The organism is Bacillus sp. JJ1533 (assembly GCF_036965045.1).
In the GTDB taxonomy this organism is placed as follows: domain Bacteria; phylum Bacillota; class Bacilli; order Bacillales; family Bacillaceae_L; genus Ferdinandcohnia.
This window is the reverse complement of sequence record NZ_JBALOV010000023.1, coordinates 13,710-30,849: the sequence shown is the minus strand read 5'-3', so window position 1 is coordinate 30,849 and position 17,140 is coordinate 13,710. Positions and strand designations below refer to the sequence as shown.

Sequence of the window (17,140 nt, the reverse complement as noted above, 5' to 3'; positions counted from 1 at the left end):
ATTCTAAGGGACCTTTGTGTTTATATGGTAAGCAAAAAATTAAAAGGGATAGAGTTTTATCACTCTACCCCTCTAGGTCATTTACCCCTATTACTCTCTTGACTGACGCACCTATGATCGGCTACCCGATTTGTTAAAGCAATGCCTATTCATCAGTCCCAGTTAACCCAATATGACTCCCGAAAAATTCCCGCTCAACACTTGTTTCTCAAGTTGATTTACACATTGGAAAGTCGCCAAAATACATGTTCTATTCTGATCTTTCTTTTCCAATTTTTCGATTGTTACTACACAACTAATCGTATCTCCAGTAAACACAGGTCTAAAGAATTCAAAATTCATGGTACGAGCCAACACATTATAATCTCCACCAACTTTAGTTGGCAAAGTAGCGGTTAACAACCCTTGAACCACAACTCTCCCCAGTTCATCAGGGTTGGTATGGTGATCCCCTTCATCCATCGAAATTTTCGTAAACATGTCGACATCTTCTTTAGTAAATGTCCGTTCAAATCGGATGCTCTCTCCAACTTTCAAATTCACTTTAACCTCCCCCTGAATTCAATCGTGTGAACACTCTTATACCTCTCTACTGGAACTATTCCCCAGTTTCAGCAAATCGTTTAATTCTTTCACCGATTTCATCACGAACACGCTGGAAAACTGCCCATTTTTCTACTTCTGTTCCTTCTGCTTTTGCAGGATCATCAAATCCCCAGTGTTCTCGTTTGACTTGAGGAGGTGTAACCGGGCATTTATCCTTTGCATCACCGCAAAGGGTAACAGCTAAGGCTGCATTGTTTAATATTTCTGGTTGTATTATATCTGAAGTTTGATTTGATATGTTAATTCCGACTTCATTCATTGCCTTAACAGCATTTGGGTTCAGTCCGTGTGCTTCAATTCCAGCACTCTTTACTACCCATTCATCTTGATTTAAATATTTTTTCGCCCATCCTTCTGCCATTTGACTTCGGCATGAATTCCCTGTGCAAAGAAAGTAGATTGTTTTTTTCGTCATAACTCATTCTCCTTTAGAAAAATCGGATTGATAGATAAAGCCCAATTAATGTAATAAATAAGATAGGTATCGTTAAGACAATCCCCGTTTTAAAATAGGTTCCCCACGATATTTTCACGCCTTTTTGGGATAATACGTGAAGCCATACTAATGTAGCAAGGGAACCGATTGGTGTAATTTTAGGGCCTAAGTCCGAACCAATCACATTTGCATACACAAGACCTTCTCGGATAATACCTGAAGTGTTCGTTTCTGCAATCGCTAAAGCATCAATCATAACAGTTGGCATATTATTCATAACCGCAGATAATATAGCCGCGATAAAGCCCATTGAAACCGTAGCAACAAACAGTCCTTCCTCAGCCACGTTTTGAATCATACCTGCTAAGACAGAGGTAAGTCCTGCATTCCCTAATCCATAAACAACTACATACATTCCAATCGAGAAAAATACAATATTCCAAGGTGCTCCTTTAATGGCCGCCTTCGTATTAACTGCTTCACTTCTTCTCGCCATAAGAATAAAGAGGATGGCAATTATTCCTGCTACAATGGATACAGGAACATTCATAAATTCACTAGTAAAGTAACCAATTAGTAATACCGCAAGAACAAACCATGAAAGCCGGAACAACTTTTGGTCTTTAATCGCTTCTTCCGGTTTCCTCAATTTAGAAGAATCATATGTTTTCGGGATACTTTTTCTAAAATAAATAAGCAGAACTGCAATCGTTGCGATTAATGAAAAAATGTTAGGAAGAATCATTCTGGTAGCATACTCAAGAAAACCGATTCCAAAGAAATCAGCTGATACAATATTCACTAAGTTACTTACAATAAATGGTAGTGATGTCGTGTCTGCAATAAAGCCACTAGCCATAATAAACGGAAACACCATTTTTTCTTTAAAGTTTAAGTTCCGAACCATAGCAAGTACAATGGGTGTTAATATTAATGCTGCCCCATCATTGGCGAATAAAGCGGCAACAATCGCGCCTAAAATACTGACATAGACAAACATCTTAATCCCATTTCCCTGTGCAATCCTTGCCATATGGAGTGCAGCCCACTCAAACAAACCAATTTGATCTAAGATTAATGAAATTAGGATAATCGCTACAAACGATAATGTTGCGTTCCAAGTAATGTCTATTACTTCTAAGACATCACTAAATCCGACAACACCTACTAGTAAGGCAATGATTGCTCCTCCACATGCGGACCAACCGATATTTAAGCCCTTAGGCTGCCAGATTACTAAAATTAATGTTGCGACAAAAATAATAAGTGCTAAAACCAATGTTGTTGACAAAAGCTGAACCTCCAATTACTAGTATGAAATTCTTGGATGCAAATTATATTTGACCAACACAACAAGTATCTCCTTCAACTTGTTGCATATCACTATCTTCTTTTGTATAAAAGAACTCCCACTCATTCCCATCTGGGTCTGTTACCCAAAATTTATCTTGAAGAGCATAGCAACACGTTGTATTCATTTCCTCACGTGCAAAGAACCCCTCTTTTTCTAATCTCTCTTTATGTAAGATGACTTCTTCCGCATTTTGAACTTGGAACCCAAAATGATTCACTTGATTACCCTTTACATCGCTCTTCACGTTTAACGTAAAATTCAATCTTGTCTCTTCTACCAAGAACTTTGCATAATCATTTTTGGTCTTTACGGGATTGATTCCAAACACCTTTTGATAAAAATCAATCGATTTTTCCAAATCTGTTACATTAATCCCCACGTGAACATACCTCATTTAAAATTCCTCCCAATTATTATTCCCTTATATCAAAAAAAGTTGATTTATAACTTTAAAAATTAACAGCAACTATTATTTGCTGCTTTATTTCCCGTTTTTCTAAAAATACAACAAAGTTCTTCGGAGAGTAAGCCATTTATTTCTTTCTCATTTAAATCATAATAACTCCAGGTTCCTTTTGTTTCCTTAACAATTAAGTTTGCATCCAATAAAATTTTAAGATGGTAGGATAGTTTTGATTGTGAAATTCCAAAGGATTCGGTTAAATCACATACACAAGTTTGACCCCTTTGACAAAGCTCATACATGATTTCTAACCTCTTTTGATCAGCAAGGGCTTTAAACTTTTTTTCGTATTGCTGAAATGTCGATTTTATTGCCTCCATTGATATCCTCCTTTCATCAAATTTTTTTGATATTTAAATCATATTAGAATTTCCAATAAAATGCAACTGATTAATCAAAAAAAATTGATTTATTAAAAATCCAATAAAAAGGACCAGACCACCATTGATCCAGTCCGAATTTATATTTTATTTACGTTTTGAAAACATCGGTACCATTAAAACAAAAACCGAACAGTAGCCATACTTACTATTCCCACGATAACTGTGACCGACAAACTCTTTGTCCATAAAGCTATAATAAGCGTTGGAATAATTGCCGTTAGAACACTCCAATCAATGGATAATAAAGATTCATCTTGGATAATAAAGCTATCTACGATAAGGGCAGTAAAAATACAAATCGGGATAAATGAGAGCCACTTGATTACCGTTTTCGGAAGCGTTAAATTTCGTATCACGATAAATGGAATAATTCTTGGAATAAAGGTTACAATGGCACAGCCTAAAATGATTAGCAATATGGTTTCATTTATACTCATTTATCTTTCACCACCCCAATAGTTGCACCAATGATTGTTGATAAGAGAATCGCAATATAAGAAGGAACAAACATACAGAGAACCAACATCAATAGCACGACATAAACGATTAATGAAAGATAAAACTTCAATTTCCCATGCTCTATGGTCTGAAATTGTAAGACAAGCAATGCCAAAAACATCGCCGTTAAGGAAAAGTCTAATCCAAATACTTCTGGATTTGAAATCCATTTACCAAAGATAGCACCCAAGATACAGGATAGAATCCAGGAAATAAAAGCTGTTACATTTAACCCATTCATCCAATGGGCATTGATTACTTCTTTTTTAGCAATTTTATTAATGGCAACACCAAATGATTCATCCGTTACAAGGGCACCTATCCCGACATTTTTCATTAATGAATATTTTGTAAAGTGGGGAGCTAATGTCATGCTTAATAAGAAATTCCGTAAATTTACAATAAAGGTCGTAAATACAATGACAGAAATAGGACTTCCCGATACTAATAGTGCACAAATAATAAATTGAGCTGCCCCAGCGTAGACCAATGAAGATAAAAGAGCAATTTCTACTATACTTAAATTGGACGATGCTCCAACGATCCCCATGGCAATTCCAATACTGACGTAGCCAATCAAAGTTGGGACGCAATCTTTGACTCCCTGAGAAAATGTAGGGAGATTTTCTTCGTTATGTATTTCTTTTGCTAATACATTCATCATTCTATCACCCGCTGTATGTTATATTAAACAAACGTCTGTTATAATGTTAATATGTATGTTAGTATGAATACAAAAAAGAGTCAAGGAGTTTTTTTATGGAATTCATTCAAGGGGTTATCGCTAGTAATCTTGCTGAAATGAGAAAAAAACGCGGGTTAAGCTTAGATCAAGTGTCCGAACTAACTGGTGTAAGTAAAGCGATGTTAGCTCAAATTGAAAATGGGAAATCCAATCCAACTGTCACTACTCTTTGGAAAATAGCAAATGGATTACAAGTGTCTTTTTCAGCATTTTTAAAGGAAAATGAAAAGCCGCAAATTCAAAAAATAAAGATGAATGAACTGAATCCTGTTATTGATGACGATGGAAATTATCTCGTGTATTCGATTTATCCCTTTCATCCAGAAAAAAAATTTGAAGTTTACACGGTAGACTTAAAACCTGGTTTTCGTCATATATCCGAAAAACATATAGGCGAGGAATATATACTCATACAAAGAGGAACGCTGACTCTTGATTTTCAAGGAGAGAAATTTGAATTAAATCCTAACGAAACGATTAAATTTAGCGCGGATTGTGAACATATTTACATAAATTCTTCAGATGAACTGGTTAGATTCTACCTTATTATCTTTTATCCTGATTAACATTTTGTCTATATTTTTAATAAGAATAGGACTGGACCCCTTTTGGATTCATGCAAAAAAGCCTAATTCCTCCATACTTTTGGTGAGAAATTAGGCTTTTTTTAGACAAAAGCACTCGATTGAAGATCAAGTACTGCACAATTTGTTTATGGGTTAAATAACTATTTCTGCAATGCAATATTCATTAACTTTTTTACTTTACTGTTGGAGTCTCAATCCCGTCAGCCACCCTCAACTCGGCTCCGTTAATTCCGTCAAGGACGTTTTTTTCAATATTGAGGTCCTCCCCATCTTCAATTCTGATACCGTTAGCGGCCTGTCGAATGACGTTGCTCTCAATCCTGATGCCCGAGGGGATTCCTTTTCCACGTCCGTCAGCGCCTCGGTCTTCCTTGAGCAGGATGGCCCAGAATCCGTCATTCCCACCAGTGACGTGGTTACCGCGCAACACAGTGCTTGGCGCATTGCGGATTTCTATTCCTGCCTTGGAATCCTCCCCAGCTGTGATCATGTTGTCCTCGATTAGGGTATCAGGAGTTCCAAGGATGACGAGGACTCCCTGACGGTTTCCAATCAGTTCGTTGGAGTGCACCCAGTTTCCATGTCCTGAGGCGTCATGCTTGTTCTTGAAGCCGCCGGAATTGCCCAGCGCGATGCCCGCCCGCTTCCCGGCGATGACCATGTTATCCCGAATCTCGTTCAGGTATTCACCCTCGCCGTGCAGGTCGATGGCATCGAGATGGCTTCCGACAATGGTGTTCTCCGCCACAAGATTGTTGTGCGTGGGGAACTGCAGTAAAATGGCGTGCCTCAAATGCCTGCCATCAAAGGTATTGCCTACGACGACATTGTGCCGGGAATCGTTGGTGGCGTTCGGGTCGTGTTGGTCCCTTGAGCCCTCGATAGCGATGCCGTAACCCTGTCCACCGGGACCGACGGCAGTTGCCTCACTTATATAGTTTCCTGAAAGGGTCACTTCACGGCTGGCCTTGACGGAGATCCCGTGGCGCTCAAACCTGCGGATGCTTAGGTTTTCAACAAGGACCCGGGAGCTGGCCTGCCCTTTGTGGGCCCCGAGGTAGAGCCCGTACATCGGACCGCCACCAGCGTCGCCGTTATCGGGATTGTCGCCGAGTGGACCATCATGACGGGAGGTAATGGTGAAGTCGGCGACAATGACATCTTGGACACCGGAGCCGCGAATTACCCGACTGTTATCCTCCCCGTCAAGGGAAGTTAGCAGCACTGTTCTCTCCTGGCCCTCGCCGCGCAGGTCAACACCGCTACGCAACACGATGTTCGCCGACTTATCGTTCGGGTCAGTGGAGCGGAGGTCATACGTGCCGGCCGGCAGCAACACCTCATCTCCCGGTTTAGCCGCGTCCAGTGCAGCCCGAATAGCTGCTGCATCGTCTTGTGAGTCTGGATCCGGATCTGCCCCGAAGTCCGTGACTTCTAGGGTCCTGCCTGTGGCCGGACCCGGTGTCGGTACCTCAATTGGTGTACCATACCGGTCCACCAAGCCTGGGACATGCCAATCACCGTGCTCTGATGACGCAGTTCCTACTGCGTCATCTTTTTCGACCGGCCCGTCGGATTCCTCGACGGTGCATGCGGTCAAGAGACACACCAGACCTAAGAACACCCACCATAAATGCGCCGGACCTCGACGGCTCTTCAAAACGAATCCCTTCATCAAACACCTCACGTCCTTCCTTCACTCTTTTCGTTCCTCTCATCGCACATGGATACGTCGAGAAAAACAGTAAGCCCACGGGCCTCGGCTTGATTCGCCGAGCCCGTGGGCTCACTATCTTTGGGATACCTGATAATCACTACCGGGTCACCAACAACGTTATCCCATAGCCATGGTTCTACTTACGGGAGTTCCCCTTGCCATTGTTGTTGCCATTGCCGTTGTCCTTGTCAAGTTTGAAGTTCAACGGAATATCCTTTTCCAATGGAGTGTCTGCCGAGGAACCGCCGACATGCACGCGGTATTTTCCGTCAGCAGTTGCCCACTCACCGTCTGCCCAGTTCGCCAAGTTGTCCGGTTCTTCCGGAATAAAATAGGAGAATGGGTGGTTAGAGTCTGCATGGTTAATACTTACAGTCACACGCTCGCTCTCACCAGGCTCAAGGTCAACCTTCTCGAAGTTGACAAGACGTTTGGTTGGCTGTCCTGCCTCATCTGGAAGTGTCAAGTAGACCTGTGCCGCTTCTTTTCCGGCAACATCACCGGTGTTCGTGATCGTGAAGGACACATCAATACCAGATAACGAGCCTTTACTTCCTTTGCCTTTAGCTCGAACTTTCTTAACCTTGAGGTCGTCATACTCAAAGGTCGTGTATGACAGGCCGTAACCGAATGGGAATAGCGGCTCCACGTCGTTGGCTTCATACCAACGGTAACCCATCTCAAGACCCTCAGTGTACTTCGCAATTAGCTGGTCAGAACCATCGCCGTACGGACCTGGTCCACCTACTTTGCCAGTATCTTGACGCGTTCCAGGGTATTGCTCTTCTGTCGCAAAGGCAGCTTCACGCTCGGTCGCACCGAATGTCATAGGCAGCTTTCCGGAAGGATTGACTTTACCGTAGAGCAAGTTTGCCACGGCATTTCCATCCTCCATACCTGGGAACCAAGCCTCAAGCACTGCAGGTACCTTATCAAGCCACGGCATGAGTACTGTACCAGAAGTCTTCAGAACCACAGCGGTGTTCTCCGCGTTAGCCTCTATGACCGCATCAATCAGCGGCTCCTGCTCCACCCAGTCTTCTTTATCAGGGTTTATGTTGAGATCGATAGCCGGGAAACCAAGAGTATCGCGGTCCGCAGTCTCATGCGGGTTGTCGCCAACCATTAGCAGCACGACATCGGACTCAGCGGCTAGCTTAGCAGCAGCCTTCGGGTCACGTCCATCGTTGTAAGTTACTTTAGTATCATAGCCTAGTTCCTCAATAACGTTCTCTAGTCCCTCTTTTGGTGTAACCGTATAAGGAGCTTCGACGTTCTCGTTATTGTCTCGAACAGAACGCGGTGACATCTTAGCCTCACCTGCGAACCACTCGACGCCGATCAGCGCGATTGTCTTTGGCTCACCGTTCAATGGCAGGAAGTTGTTATCGTTCTTTAACAGTACGGCCCCTTCCTCAGCCATCTTCAGTGCGCTTGCACCGTTAGCAATCGGATCGACGATCTCTGGTAGGAACTTGTCGTAAGGCTCATCCATGTGTCCGTACTCGATCATCTTGATGTAACGCGGACGAAGAAGATTGTCGATATCATCCTCTGTTACTTCACCAGAATCAAGTGCAGCTTGGATTTTCTCTTCAGTGTAGTACTGCGGTGCCCAATCTAGCTCGACATTCGTACCCGCCTTGATGGCAGCAACCGTGTCGTGAATTGCGCGGCGGTCACTCATTACGTAACCATCAAAGCCCCAGTTGTCCCGTAGTGCATCTTGGAGCAATTCAGAACTGTCACAAGCATATGTGCCGTTGACATCCGGGAATGAGCACATCACTGAGGCTGGGTCAGCATCCTTGACTGTCATCTCGAATGGCAGCATGTACAACTCGTTCATAGCCTGTGAGGGAACCTGAACGCCCATTGTCCAACGCTCGGTCTCCTGCTCGTTACCAGCCAAGTGTTTGAGCTGGGCCTGGACACCTTGGTCCTGGATGCCTTTGACCTGCTCAGTCGCTAGTGCACCAGTCAGGTATGGATCCTCACTGAAGTACTCATAGTTCCGGCCATTGTACGGGTGACGTACAAGGTTCATACCCGGTCCTAGCAGCACGTGATGCGCGAAGGCACGTGTCTCTTCGCCAAGGATTCGGCCAGCCTCATAGTTCAACTCGCGGTTGAAGGTTGATGCCATAGCTAAAGTGGACGGCAGGCCTGTCGCTAGTGGATCATTGCCACACGATCCGCCCTTCACCCCAGTACCACCGTTAGTCATACGGATTGTGGGGATGCCTAGTTCTTCAATCCCACGGATCTGACGGCCAGTATCCTGCCACTCACACCCAGGCAGGGTACCTTGAGGCGCGAATTCACCGTTCATATACTTGCTAGTACCGCCTCTTTTGATAACGACCGTCTCACCTTTGTCGTTCTCATTGAATCGCGAGATAGCGATTTGCTGAATCTTCTGTTCCATTGTCATCGCATCGAGAAGTAGTTCGGTGCGCTCCTGAGCAGAGAGCTTGGTGTTCATCCAGGGTTTGGTCCCTTCCGTTCTAGCATTCTCCGCATTAGCAGGAATTATGAAAGAAGACATATAGATCAATGCTGTTAAAAACATTAAAGTAATGCGTTTTATCATCTTATTTCTCCCTTACTGTCTATTTTTCTATATGAATTCCAACAATTCATTTGATTATCTTATCCTCTCCTTCGCTGATATACTAGTATATTAGTATAGAGAAAAACTATTACGATGGTATGTATGGGGAATTACAATTCAGCAACAAAAAATACGATATTAGTAATGCTTCTAAAGTCCCGAGAGCGTATTCAAACACTGATAAATCAATAATTCACAAAGTTAACAGTAATTATAATGATCAAATACTCAATTATTATAAAAAATGAGACGGGTGATCTTCTGTTTATTCAACAAACTTTTCTACTCTAATATTTAAAAATCCAATCGAGCGTTATTTATTTTAAACTAAACCCTTTTAGGACATGATTTGGGGGGATTTTGAAAAAGAAAAAAGACTGAATCCCTATGGACTCAGCCTCAAATTTTGATTAATTTTCGATTAAAAAAATACCAGACTGCCGATTCTCTCCCCTCGCTACCTTTCCAATTTGGAAACCCTTTTTAGCTAAGGGGGGAGATGAATGGCAGTAAACCGAAAACCATTTCTTAAACATCAATCTTAATTTAATACATTCCGATAATAAACTCTCATTACTGTTAGAACAAACCCCACAATGAATATAACCGCTAGCAAGATCATCGCAGCCGGAAAAATACCGAAAGCATCTTGTAGTGTCGAACTATTATCCTGTAGTGTCGGGACAATAAAAAATAACCAGCCTATAAATACTACCGGTATCAATTGCGGGAGTAACCGCAAATAAAATCTCCATGCCCGGTGTTGTTTGCGCTTATCCGACCATTTTCTGCTTCGCATCACTCCTCTGATTCCTAAAAACAGGTAGAGTAGGGTTAAAGCACCCAATGATAAATCAATTATTTTAGGAACTGGGGCCTTGTCTTCGGGTTCTTGCCCTTCCGTCAATTGGATGATTCCTGAACTAATTTCATAAGCGTGTTCAAGAGTAGGTGTAAAGCTATTAAGTAGTACGGCAGTTGCGCATCCGCTACTCGGTACAATATCTTGTTGAGTTTGATACGTAGATAATGACCCGCTATGCGAAATACGTGCAGGTTTGATATTTGATGAACTCAATGACCAACCTAGTCCATACTTTTCGCTTCCAGATTGCGGAGAATAAGACTCTACCAATAATTCTTTTGATAATACCTGTTCGCCTAATTCATTTTTTCCTTCGTTAGTGTGCATTGCCAACCATTTCCCCATATCTGACGCCGTTGTTATAACTCCTCCAGCCCCCAAGAACATTTGCTCAAGCTCTGTCCAAGGTATTGCTGTTCCATATGCTGTTACAAACCCTTTAGATAGACCTTGGACAGGATCTCCAGAGTTTACTGCCGTAAATGTGTCATTCATTCCTAGTGGAGAGAAAACCCTTTTCTGTAGATAGTCTACAAAATTCATCCCGCTTATTTTTTCTACCAAATAAGCAGAAAGCCAATAGTTGGCATTACCATAAGCATATTTCTCTCCAGGTTGAGACTGTAGCTCCCAGTCCTGAAGACGTTCCACACCTTCTTTTAACGTATTGGCTGGTGCGACAATGGTTGGATCAGGTAAACCAGATGTATGACTCAACAGGTGACGTACCGTAACCTGTTTCCATCTAGGATCATTCATGGCTAGTTCTGGGAGATATTTTTCGACAGGATCGTTTAAGTTTACTTTTCCTTCTTCAACCAGTTGTAAAACAGCAAATGCCGTAATTGGTTTCGAACCGGAAGCAAGTCTCATTTTAGTCTTTGCTGTCAGTGGCTTTCCATTAGAATCGTGACCATAACCTTTCTCATAAACTAATTTACCATCCTTTACGACTACAATTGCTCCACCTGGAAGCCCGTTACGCTTAATATAATTCGTAACAAATTCATCAATCTCTTCCGTTTCAAGAACATCAGCAGCATGAACTGATAATGGAAAGTGCATTGAGTAAGAGAACAAAAACGTCACGACAAAGAATAGAGCTATTTTTATTCGAATGGTTATCCCTCCCTTCAAATTTTTCACACTCTAATGAGATTAGATTAACTAGAATACTTTATTATGTAACCCTTCGTATTATGATAGTCATGTCGATTCCTTTCATACATTAATTAAAAAGTAAGTTACGTTTTGCGAGGTTCCATGAAAACAATTACGAGCAAAAAATGACCAAGCTTACTAACATCTAACCTTTCCAGATTAAACGTCTCTGAAAATATATTTTCCAAAGATTGACACACATATTAGAGATTGCTAATATGATAACAACAAACATATTAGCTTTACCTAATATGTTAGGAGGGGTAAAATTGAAAAACAGCAATATTGACATGAAAGTTAAATTAATTCATGGATTTTCTAATAAAACAAGGATTCAGATTCTCGAAAGCATAAAGGACCAAGAAAAAACTGTTTCTCAGATTGTAGAAGAGATTAACGGCAATCAATCAAATATTTCTCAACATCTTGCTTGTTTAAAAGGATGCGGGATTATTGTTGGGAGAAATGAAGGTAAATTCATCTATTATAGCTTACGAAATCAACATATACGTGATCTATTGTTAATGTTTGATGTCGTTCTTGAGGATGTCGAAAATAATGTTGCAAGTTGCGCACGTCACATTGGTTAGGAGTTGTAGATAATGTCGGATAAATGCTGTGGTTCTAAAGAAAATAAAGGAGCTCAAGAAACATCGAGCTGTTGTACAAGTACTATTGAAGTACCTCAAACCGTAAATAAACTTTCAGCTATAGGAGAAAAAGCCGAATTTCGAATTCATGGAATGGACTGCCCTTCCTGTGCCTTAACCATCGAAAAAGGACTTAGTAGATTAAAGGACATTCAAGAGGTAAAGGTCAATTACAATACTGCAAAACTGCAATTAGTAGGAATGGATAGTTCTTCTTTTGACCAGGTAGAAGATGAAGTTCAAAAATTGGGTTATACGATTGAACCTCTAAAACCAAACAAAAATGTCAGAACGTACATGGTTGAAGGGATGGACTGTAGTAGTTGTGCGAAAAGTATTGAAAATCATTTAAATACTTTTCCAACAGTTAAAAGTGTAAATGTGAACTTTTCAACTGGAAAAATGAAGATTGAACACGAAAATAGTGTCGAAGAGATTGTTTCGGAAGTATCTAAAATTGGATATAATGCTTCGTTATTTCAAAAAAACAGCAAGCCAACCGAGGCATCGAATAACAAAGAAGGATATGGCCAAATTATCTTTTCAGGTATCTTAATTGCACTTGGTTTTATTGGTTCATATACCGGAATTTCTTCTTTAATGACCACTTTAATGTATGCAGTTGCAATGGTCATCAGTGGCTATAAACCTGTTAAAAGTGCCTATTACTCTATTAAAAGCCGTTCATTAGATATGAACGTGTTAATGTCGGCGGCCGCGATTGGAGCTGCCTTAATTGGCGAATGGTTAGAAGGCGCAACAGTTGTATGGCTGTTTGCTTTAGGAACTACCCTTCAAAATATGTCGATTGAGAAAACAAGAAATTCAATCCGTAATCTAATGGACTTGGCACCATCAGAGGCATGGATAAAAATTGGATCTCAATTGGTTAAAAGGTCAGTAGAAGAAGTTTCAGTTGGGGACATTTTAATCGTAAAACCTGGAGATAAAATCCCATTAGACGGTAAAATTGTTCAGGGTGTATCAAGTGTAAATCAGGCACCTATAACAGGAGAATCTATTCCTGTCGATAAAGAAATCGGAGACACTGTTTATGCAGGGACAATTAATGAAAGTGGATCACTTGAAATAAAAGTCACCAAATTAGTTGAAGATACAACTATAGCTAAAATCATCCACTTAGTAGAAGAAGCACAAGAACAGAAAGCACCAACACAGGCATTTGTCGATAAGTTTGCAAGTATTTATACTCCTATTGTCTTTATCTTAGCACTAGCTGTGATGGTTCTACCCCCACTTCTTAATTTTGGTACATGGGGTGAATGGTTCTATAAAGGTCTTGAATTATTAGTTGTCGCTTGCCCTTGTGCCTTAGTTATTTCTACACCCGTAGCTATTGTCTCAGCGATTGGAAATGCTGCAAAGAATGGTGTTTTGATAAAGGGTGGTACATTTTTAGAAAAAGCAGGTGCTATAAGTGCAATTGCTTTTGATAAAACAGGAACATTAACTGAAGGAAAGCCGAAAGTTTCTCAAATCAAGGTATTTAACAATGTAGAAGATGAATTATTATCAATCGCTTTAACACTCGAAGAATATTCAACCCATCCAATTGCCAAAACCATTGTGGAATATGCTAATAACAAAGGTATAAGGTCCAAAAATGGTGAGTCATTTAAAAACATTGTAGGCAAGGGTGTTCAAGCTACAATTGATGGGGATATCTACTATGCTGGTAATGCACGGCTTTTTGAAGAAATGAATATACTTTTAGGTAGTGTAATAGCTGAAGTTGAAGAATTACAGGGCAAAGGAAATACTGTCGTTATAATTGGTTCACAACAAGACATTTTAGGTATAATCTCAGTTGCCGATACAGTCCGAACCACTGCGGTTAAGGCATTAAACGGATTGAAAAAAGTCGGAGTTAATCAAGTTATCATGTTAACAGGTGATAATGAAGGCACTGCTAAAATGATTTCAAAAGAAGCTAATGTTAATCGCTATTTTTCTGAACTATTGCCAGAAGATAAAGTAGATGCCATTAAGAAATTACAACACGAAGGTCATAAAGTAGCAATGGTCGGGGATGGCATTAATGATGCTCCCGCACTGGCTACTGCTGATTTAGGAATTGCAATGGGTGGTGCGGGAACGGATACCGCAATGGAAACCGCTGATATTGTACTAATGGCCGATAACCTTGAAAAATTGCCTCATACGATTAAATTGAGCCGAAAAGCCTTATCCATTATCAAACAAAATATTTGGTTCTCCTTAATCGTTAAATTTGTTGCATTAGTTCTTATCTTCCCAGGATACCTTACACTATGGTTAGCTGTATTAAGTGATACAGGAGCTGCGATCATCGTCATCCTAAACGCCTTACGACTATTAAAGGTGAAAGAATAACAAAGAGATGAAAACAAGAGGTGTATCAGTATGAATATCAAAAAAGATGTCTTAGATAATGGTCCTTTTTTTCACGGCACTAAAGCAGAACTAAATATTGGAGATTTATTAGAGCCACAACACTTATCAAATTACCAAGATAAAAAATCTAACTATATCTATTTTACTGCGTCATTAGATGCTGCTAAATGGGGAGCTGAATTAGCAACATCTAAATCAAAAGAGAGAATATATATTGTAGAACCATTAGGTGATTTTGAAAATGATCCGAACTTAACAGACAAAAGATTTCCGGGAAACCCAACACGTTCTTATCGGTCTAAATCTCCTCTGAAAATAATAGCTGAATTAGGTTCATGGGAAAGGCATTCCGATGAAGAGATAAATCATATGCTTACATCTCTAAAAAAGCTACGTAAACAAGGGACAGCTGTAATATTCGATTAATCATAAAGTTTATAAGGCAATGATTTAAGAAACCAAATATCAATTTGCTGTTGCGATTGGTTTTTGGTTTTAAACTTTGGAATGGATACCCTAAATTAAGAGATTAGAATCCCAGGGTTTACAAACTATAAAACACACATGACAGCGTGTTTGAATTTCAAATTATGGGTTCGCAACTATGCGCGCTCCCCCGATCTTTTACTGGTTTCTTTATTAAAACTTACAGAAATTCCCCTCCAAAAGATTCATTTAACCAAACAAAGTAAGGAGATGCAAATATGCATCTCCTTATTATTTATAATCCCATAATACTGCGAGCTTCCATTTTATCTAATTCCATCTGCTTTATAAGGGGATCTAATCCATTAAATTTTATTTCTTCTCTCATATAACGTAAAAAAGAAACAGACACAGTTTTACCATATAAGTCACCAGAATAATCAATTAAATAAGCTTCGATTAAATACCCTTTTCCATCTACTGTTGGACGATACCCTGCACTTATAAGGACGTTCCATATTTCATTAGCATCTGATTCATTTTGTATCTCTGCTGTACCTAAGTATACTCCCGATTTAGGAAAGACATAAGACTCCATTTCTCCTAAATTAATAGTAGGAAATCCGAGTGTTCTTCCTAAAGCCTCTCCATGTACAACTTTCCCGGTAATCGAATAGGGCCTTGACAACTGTGATTGAACAGCCTCCATTTTCCCGGCTTCAATTAAAGAATATATCGATTCGCTGTTAATTCTCTTTCCATTAATTTTTACGGTCGGAACAACTGTAATAGGAATGTTGATTTCCGCACAAACTTTAACAAGCTCAAATACCGATTCTTTCTTATTGCGGAACTGGAAATCTTCATCCACTATAAATCTTTTCACATTTAATTTACTGATATATTTTAGTATAAATTCTCGTATTGTTATATCTGAATGATCTATTGAAACGTCTGTATAGTATCGTTGGACACCAAACAAATTAAGAAGGGCTATTTTTTCTTTTTCGGGTGTAATCCTTTCTTGCAACCCTTTTCTGGAATCAGAAAAACATAAAACAGCAAGATAATCTGTATCTTTTTTATACCCTTTTGCAGCCTGAATAATTGCTTTATGCCCCAAATGAACTCCATCGAATTCTCCAATTGCAAGAATTAAAGGGCTAGAATCATAAGCTTGCTTTGTAGAAAATTGAATGACTTCCATTATATCCCTCACTTTTAAAAACAATATCAAACCTAAGCTTTATATACATCATATTTCCTCCAAGCGTTACTTTTAAATAGCCCATTTTTTGTACTTCTTTTATAATTATTTGTTTTGGGTTAGAAACTTCCACTTCCGATAATCGGCATACGCTTGTTCAATTTCTTCCTCTGTATTCATAACAAATGGCCCTCGTGCGACTACAGGTTCATTAAGAGGTTCTCCCGCGAATAAAATGAATCGTAATTTTTCAATTGCTGCAACTTCAATATAACTCATATCAAAATTATCAGCCGTTTCTAGCCATAAGGCTTGTCCTTTAGAAGCTTGGACTTGATTCTTTCCGAACATACCACTGCCTTCTAAGATATATATAAAACCATTGTAACTTCCTGGCAGGTCCTGACGAACTAAGGTTTCACCTTCAGCAATAACCTCTACAAAAGTAACAGGTACATAGTTAAGAGTTTTTGAAACCACTGGACCTGATGAACCAGAATAAACACGAATGAGCGCACCCTCTTCATGACGAACTGGAGCAGCTATCTTTGGAATGTTTTGATATCGTGGCTCTACCATTTTGTACTTTCTTGGCAGATTAACCCATAATTGAAGGAGGTGAACACTTTCCCCTTCATCTGGAGATTCATTATGAACAACACCACGCCCAGCGGTCATAAATTGAAAATCACCACTTTTTAGTTTTCCACCTTCTCCTGTTACACTATCATAGTGATTAATTGAACCATCTATTACAAATGTGATTGTCTCCATTCCACGATGTGGGTGGATATCAAATGCCCCTTTTTCAAATCTGTCATCCATAAGTAATAAAAACGGATCGTAATCTTCCCAAAATCCAGGTTCTAGAACAGCCCCAGCTCGGTGGACCCCGCTAACTTTTCTTTCATGAACTGTCCAAACTTTTTTTATACTACGGGCACTTTCAATATTCATCTGTATACCTCCTGTTTTGAAACAATGTTTCAAGCAGATACTAGAATTTCTGTTTTTAATTAACCTTAACTAGATTA

Annotated in this window: 16 protein-coding genes; 4 read left to right on the top strand and 12 right to left on the bottom strand. The window is 40.0% G+C overall.

What is annotated here, in order from left to right; translation table 11 throughout:
* Window positions 1-162: 162 nt before the first annotated feature.
* From V7138_RS11465 to V7138_RS11435, 7 genes are all read right to left on the bottom strand, one after another.
* The gene (locus tag V7138_RS11465) at window positions 163-543 is read right to left on the bottom strand and encodes an enoyl-CoA hydratase (protein ID WP_335397254.1); all 381 of its coding nucleotides are present in this window, start codon (window positions 541-543) and stop codon (window positions 163-165) included.
* 55 nt (window positions 544-598) lie between these two features.
* The gene (gene arsC / locus V7138_RS11460; protein ID WP_335397251.1) at window positions 599-1,021 is read right to left on the bottom strand and encodes an arsenate reductase (thioredoxin); all 423 of its coding nucleotides are present in this window, start codon (window positions 1,019-1,021) and stop codon (window positions 599-601) included.
* Between the two features lie 13 nt (window positions 1,022-1,034).
* Complete coding sequence (locus V7138_RS11455) at window positions 1,035-2,333, bottom strand: arsenic transporter (RefSeq protein WP_335397248.1); 1,299 nt, start codon at window positions 2,331-2,333, stop codon at window positions 1,035-1,037.
* Between the two features lie 43 nt (window positions 2,334-2,376).
* Window positions 2,377-2,790, bottom strand: a complete 414-nt coding sequence (locus V7138_RS11450) for an ArsI/CadI family heavy metal resistance metalloenzyme (RefSeq protein WP_335397245.1) — start codon at window positions 2,788-2,790, stop codon at window positions 2,377-2,379.
* A 62-nt stretch (window positions 2,791-2,852) separates the two neighbouring features.
* Window positions 2,853-3,179 (bottom strand): ArsR/SmtB family transcription factor, encoded by a 327-nt coding sequence (locus V7138_RS11445; RefSeq protein ID WP_335397242.1) that lies wholly within the window; start codon window positions 3,177-3,179, stop codon window positions 2,853-2,855.
* A 176-nt stretch (window positions 3,180-3,355) separates the two neighbouring features.
* Window positions 3,356-3,679 carry an AzlD domain-containing protein gene (locus tag V7138_RS11440; protein WP_335397239.1) on the bottom strand — a complete coding sequence of 108 codons (324 nt, stop codon included), beginning with the start codon at window positions 3,677-3,679 and terminating at the stop codon, window positions 3,356-3,358.
* Window positions 3,676-4,404 carry an AzlC family ABC transporter permease gene (locus V7138_RS11435; RefSeq protein ID WP_438824347.1) on the bottom strand — a complete coding sequence of 243 codons (729 nt, stop codon included), beginning with the start codon at window positions 4,402-4,404 and terminating at the stop codon, window positions 3,676-3,678. Before V7138_RS11435 ends, V7138_RS11440 begins: the two co-directional genes overlap by 4 nt.
* Before the next feature lie 95 nt (window positions 4,405-4,499).
* On the opposite strand from V7138_RS11435, the gene V7138_RS11430 reads away from it, so the two are divergent.
* Entirely contained in the window at window positions 4,500-5,051 is a 552-nt protein-coding gene (locus tag V7138_RS11430; RefSeq protein WP_335397236.1) for a helix-turn-helix domain-containing protein, read from the top strand.
* Window positions 5,052-5,244: 193 nt separating this feature from the next.
* Here V7138_RS11430 and V7138_RS11425 read toward each other — a convergent pair whose 3' ends face one another.
* The 3 genes from V7138_RS11425 to V7138_RS11415 form a co-directional block, all read right to left on the bottom strand.
* On the bottom strand, window positions 5,245-6,747 hold the full coding sequence (locus tag V7138_RS11425; protein ID WP_335397234.1) for a right-handed parallel beta-helix repeat-containing protein: 1,503 nt from the start codon (window positions 6,745-6,747) through the stop codon (window positions 5,245-5,247).
* A 178-nt stretch (window positions 6,748-6,925) separates the two neighbouring features.
* Window positions 6,926-9,382: a beta-glucosidase family protein gene (locus V7138_RS11420; RefSeq protein ID WP_335397232.1), complete on the bottom strand. Its 2,457-nt coding sequence runs from the start codon at window positions 9,380-9,382 to the stop codon at window positions 6,926-6,928.
* Window positions 9,383-9,944: 562 nt separating this feature from the next.
* Window positions 9,945-11,405 (bottom strand): serine hydrolase domain-containing protein, encoded by a 1,461-nt coding sequence (locus V7138_RS11415; protein ID WP_335397229.1) that lies wholly within the window; start codon window positions 11,403-11,405, stop codon window positions 9,945-9,947.
* Window positions 11,406-11,719: 314 nt separating this feature from the next.
* Between V7138_RS11415 and V7138_RS11410 the strand changes: the two genes are divergently transcribed.
* Genes V7138_RS11410 through arr form a run of 3 tightly spaced genes read left to right on the top strand, consistent with a single transcriptional unit; the run spans window position 11,720 to window position 14,899 of the window.
* Window positions 11,720-12,019 (top strand): ArsR/SmtB family transcription factor, encoded by a 300-nt coding sequence (locus V7138_RS11410; protein WP_438824352.1) that lies wholly within the window; start codon window positions 11,720-11,722, stop codon window positions 12,017-12,019.
* Between the two features lie 12 nt (window positions 12,020-12,031).
* Window positions 12,032-14,452, top strand: a complete 2,421-nt coding sequence (locus V7138_RS11405) for a heavy metal translocating P-type ATPase (protein WP_335397225.1) — start codon at window positions 12,032-12,034, stop codon at window positions 14,450-14,452.
* A 30-nt stretch (window positions 14,453-14,482) separates the two neighbouring features.
* Window positions 14,483-14,899, top strand: coding sequence for an NAD(+)--rifampin ADP-ribosyltransferase (gene arr, locus V7138_RS11400; protein WP_335397222.1), 417 nt, complete (start codon window positions 14,483-14,485; stop codon window positions 14,897-14,899).
* 295 nt (window positions 14,900-15,194) lie between these two features.
* Here the strand turns inward: arr and ribF are convergent, their stop codons facing one another.
* Window positions 15,195-16,106 carry a riboflavin biosynthesis protein RibF gene (gene ribF / locus V7138_RS11395; protein ID WP_335397219.1) on the bottom strand — a complete coding sequence of 304 codons (912 nt, stop codon included), beginning with the start codon at window positions 16,104-16,106 and terminating at the stop codon, window positions 15,195-15,197.
* A 105-nt stretch (window positions 16,107-16,211) separates the two neighbouring features.
* Window positions 16,212-17,063, bottom strand: a complete 852-nt coding sequence (locus tag V7138_RS11390; RefSeq protein ID WP_335397216.1) for a pirin family protein — start codon at window positions 17,061-17,063, stop codon at window positions 16,212-16,214.
* Window positions 17,064-17,140 lie beyond the last annotated feature (77 nt).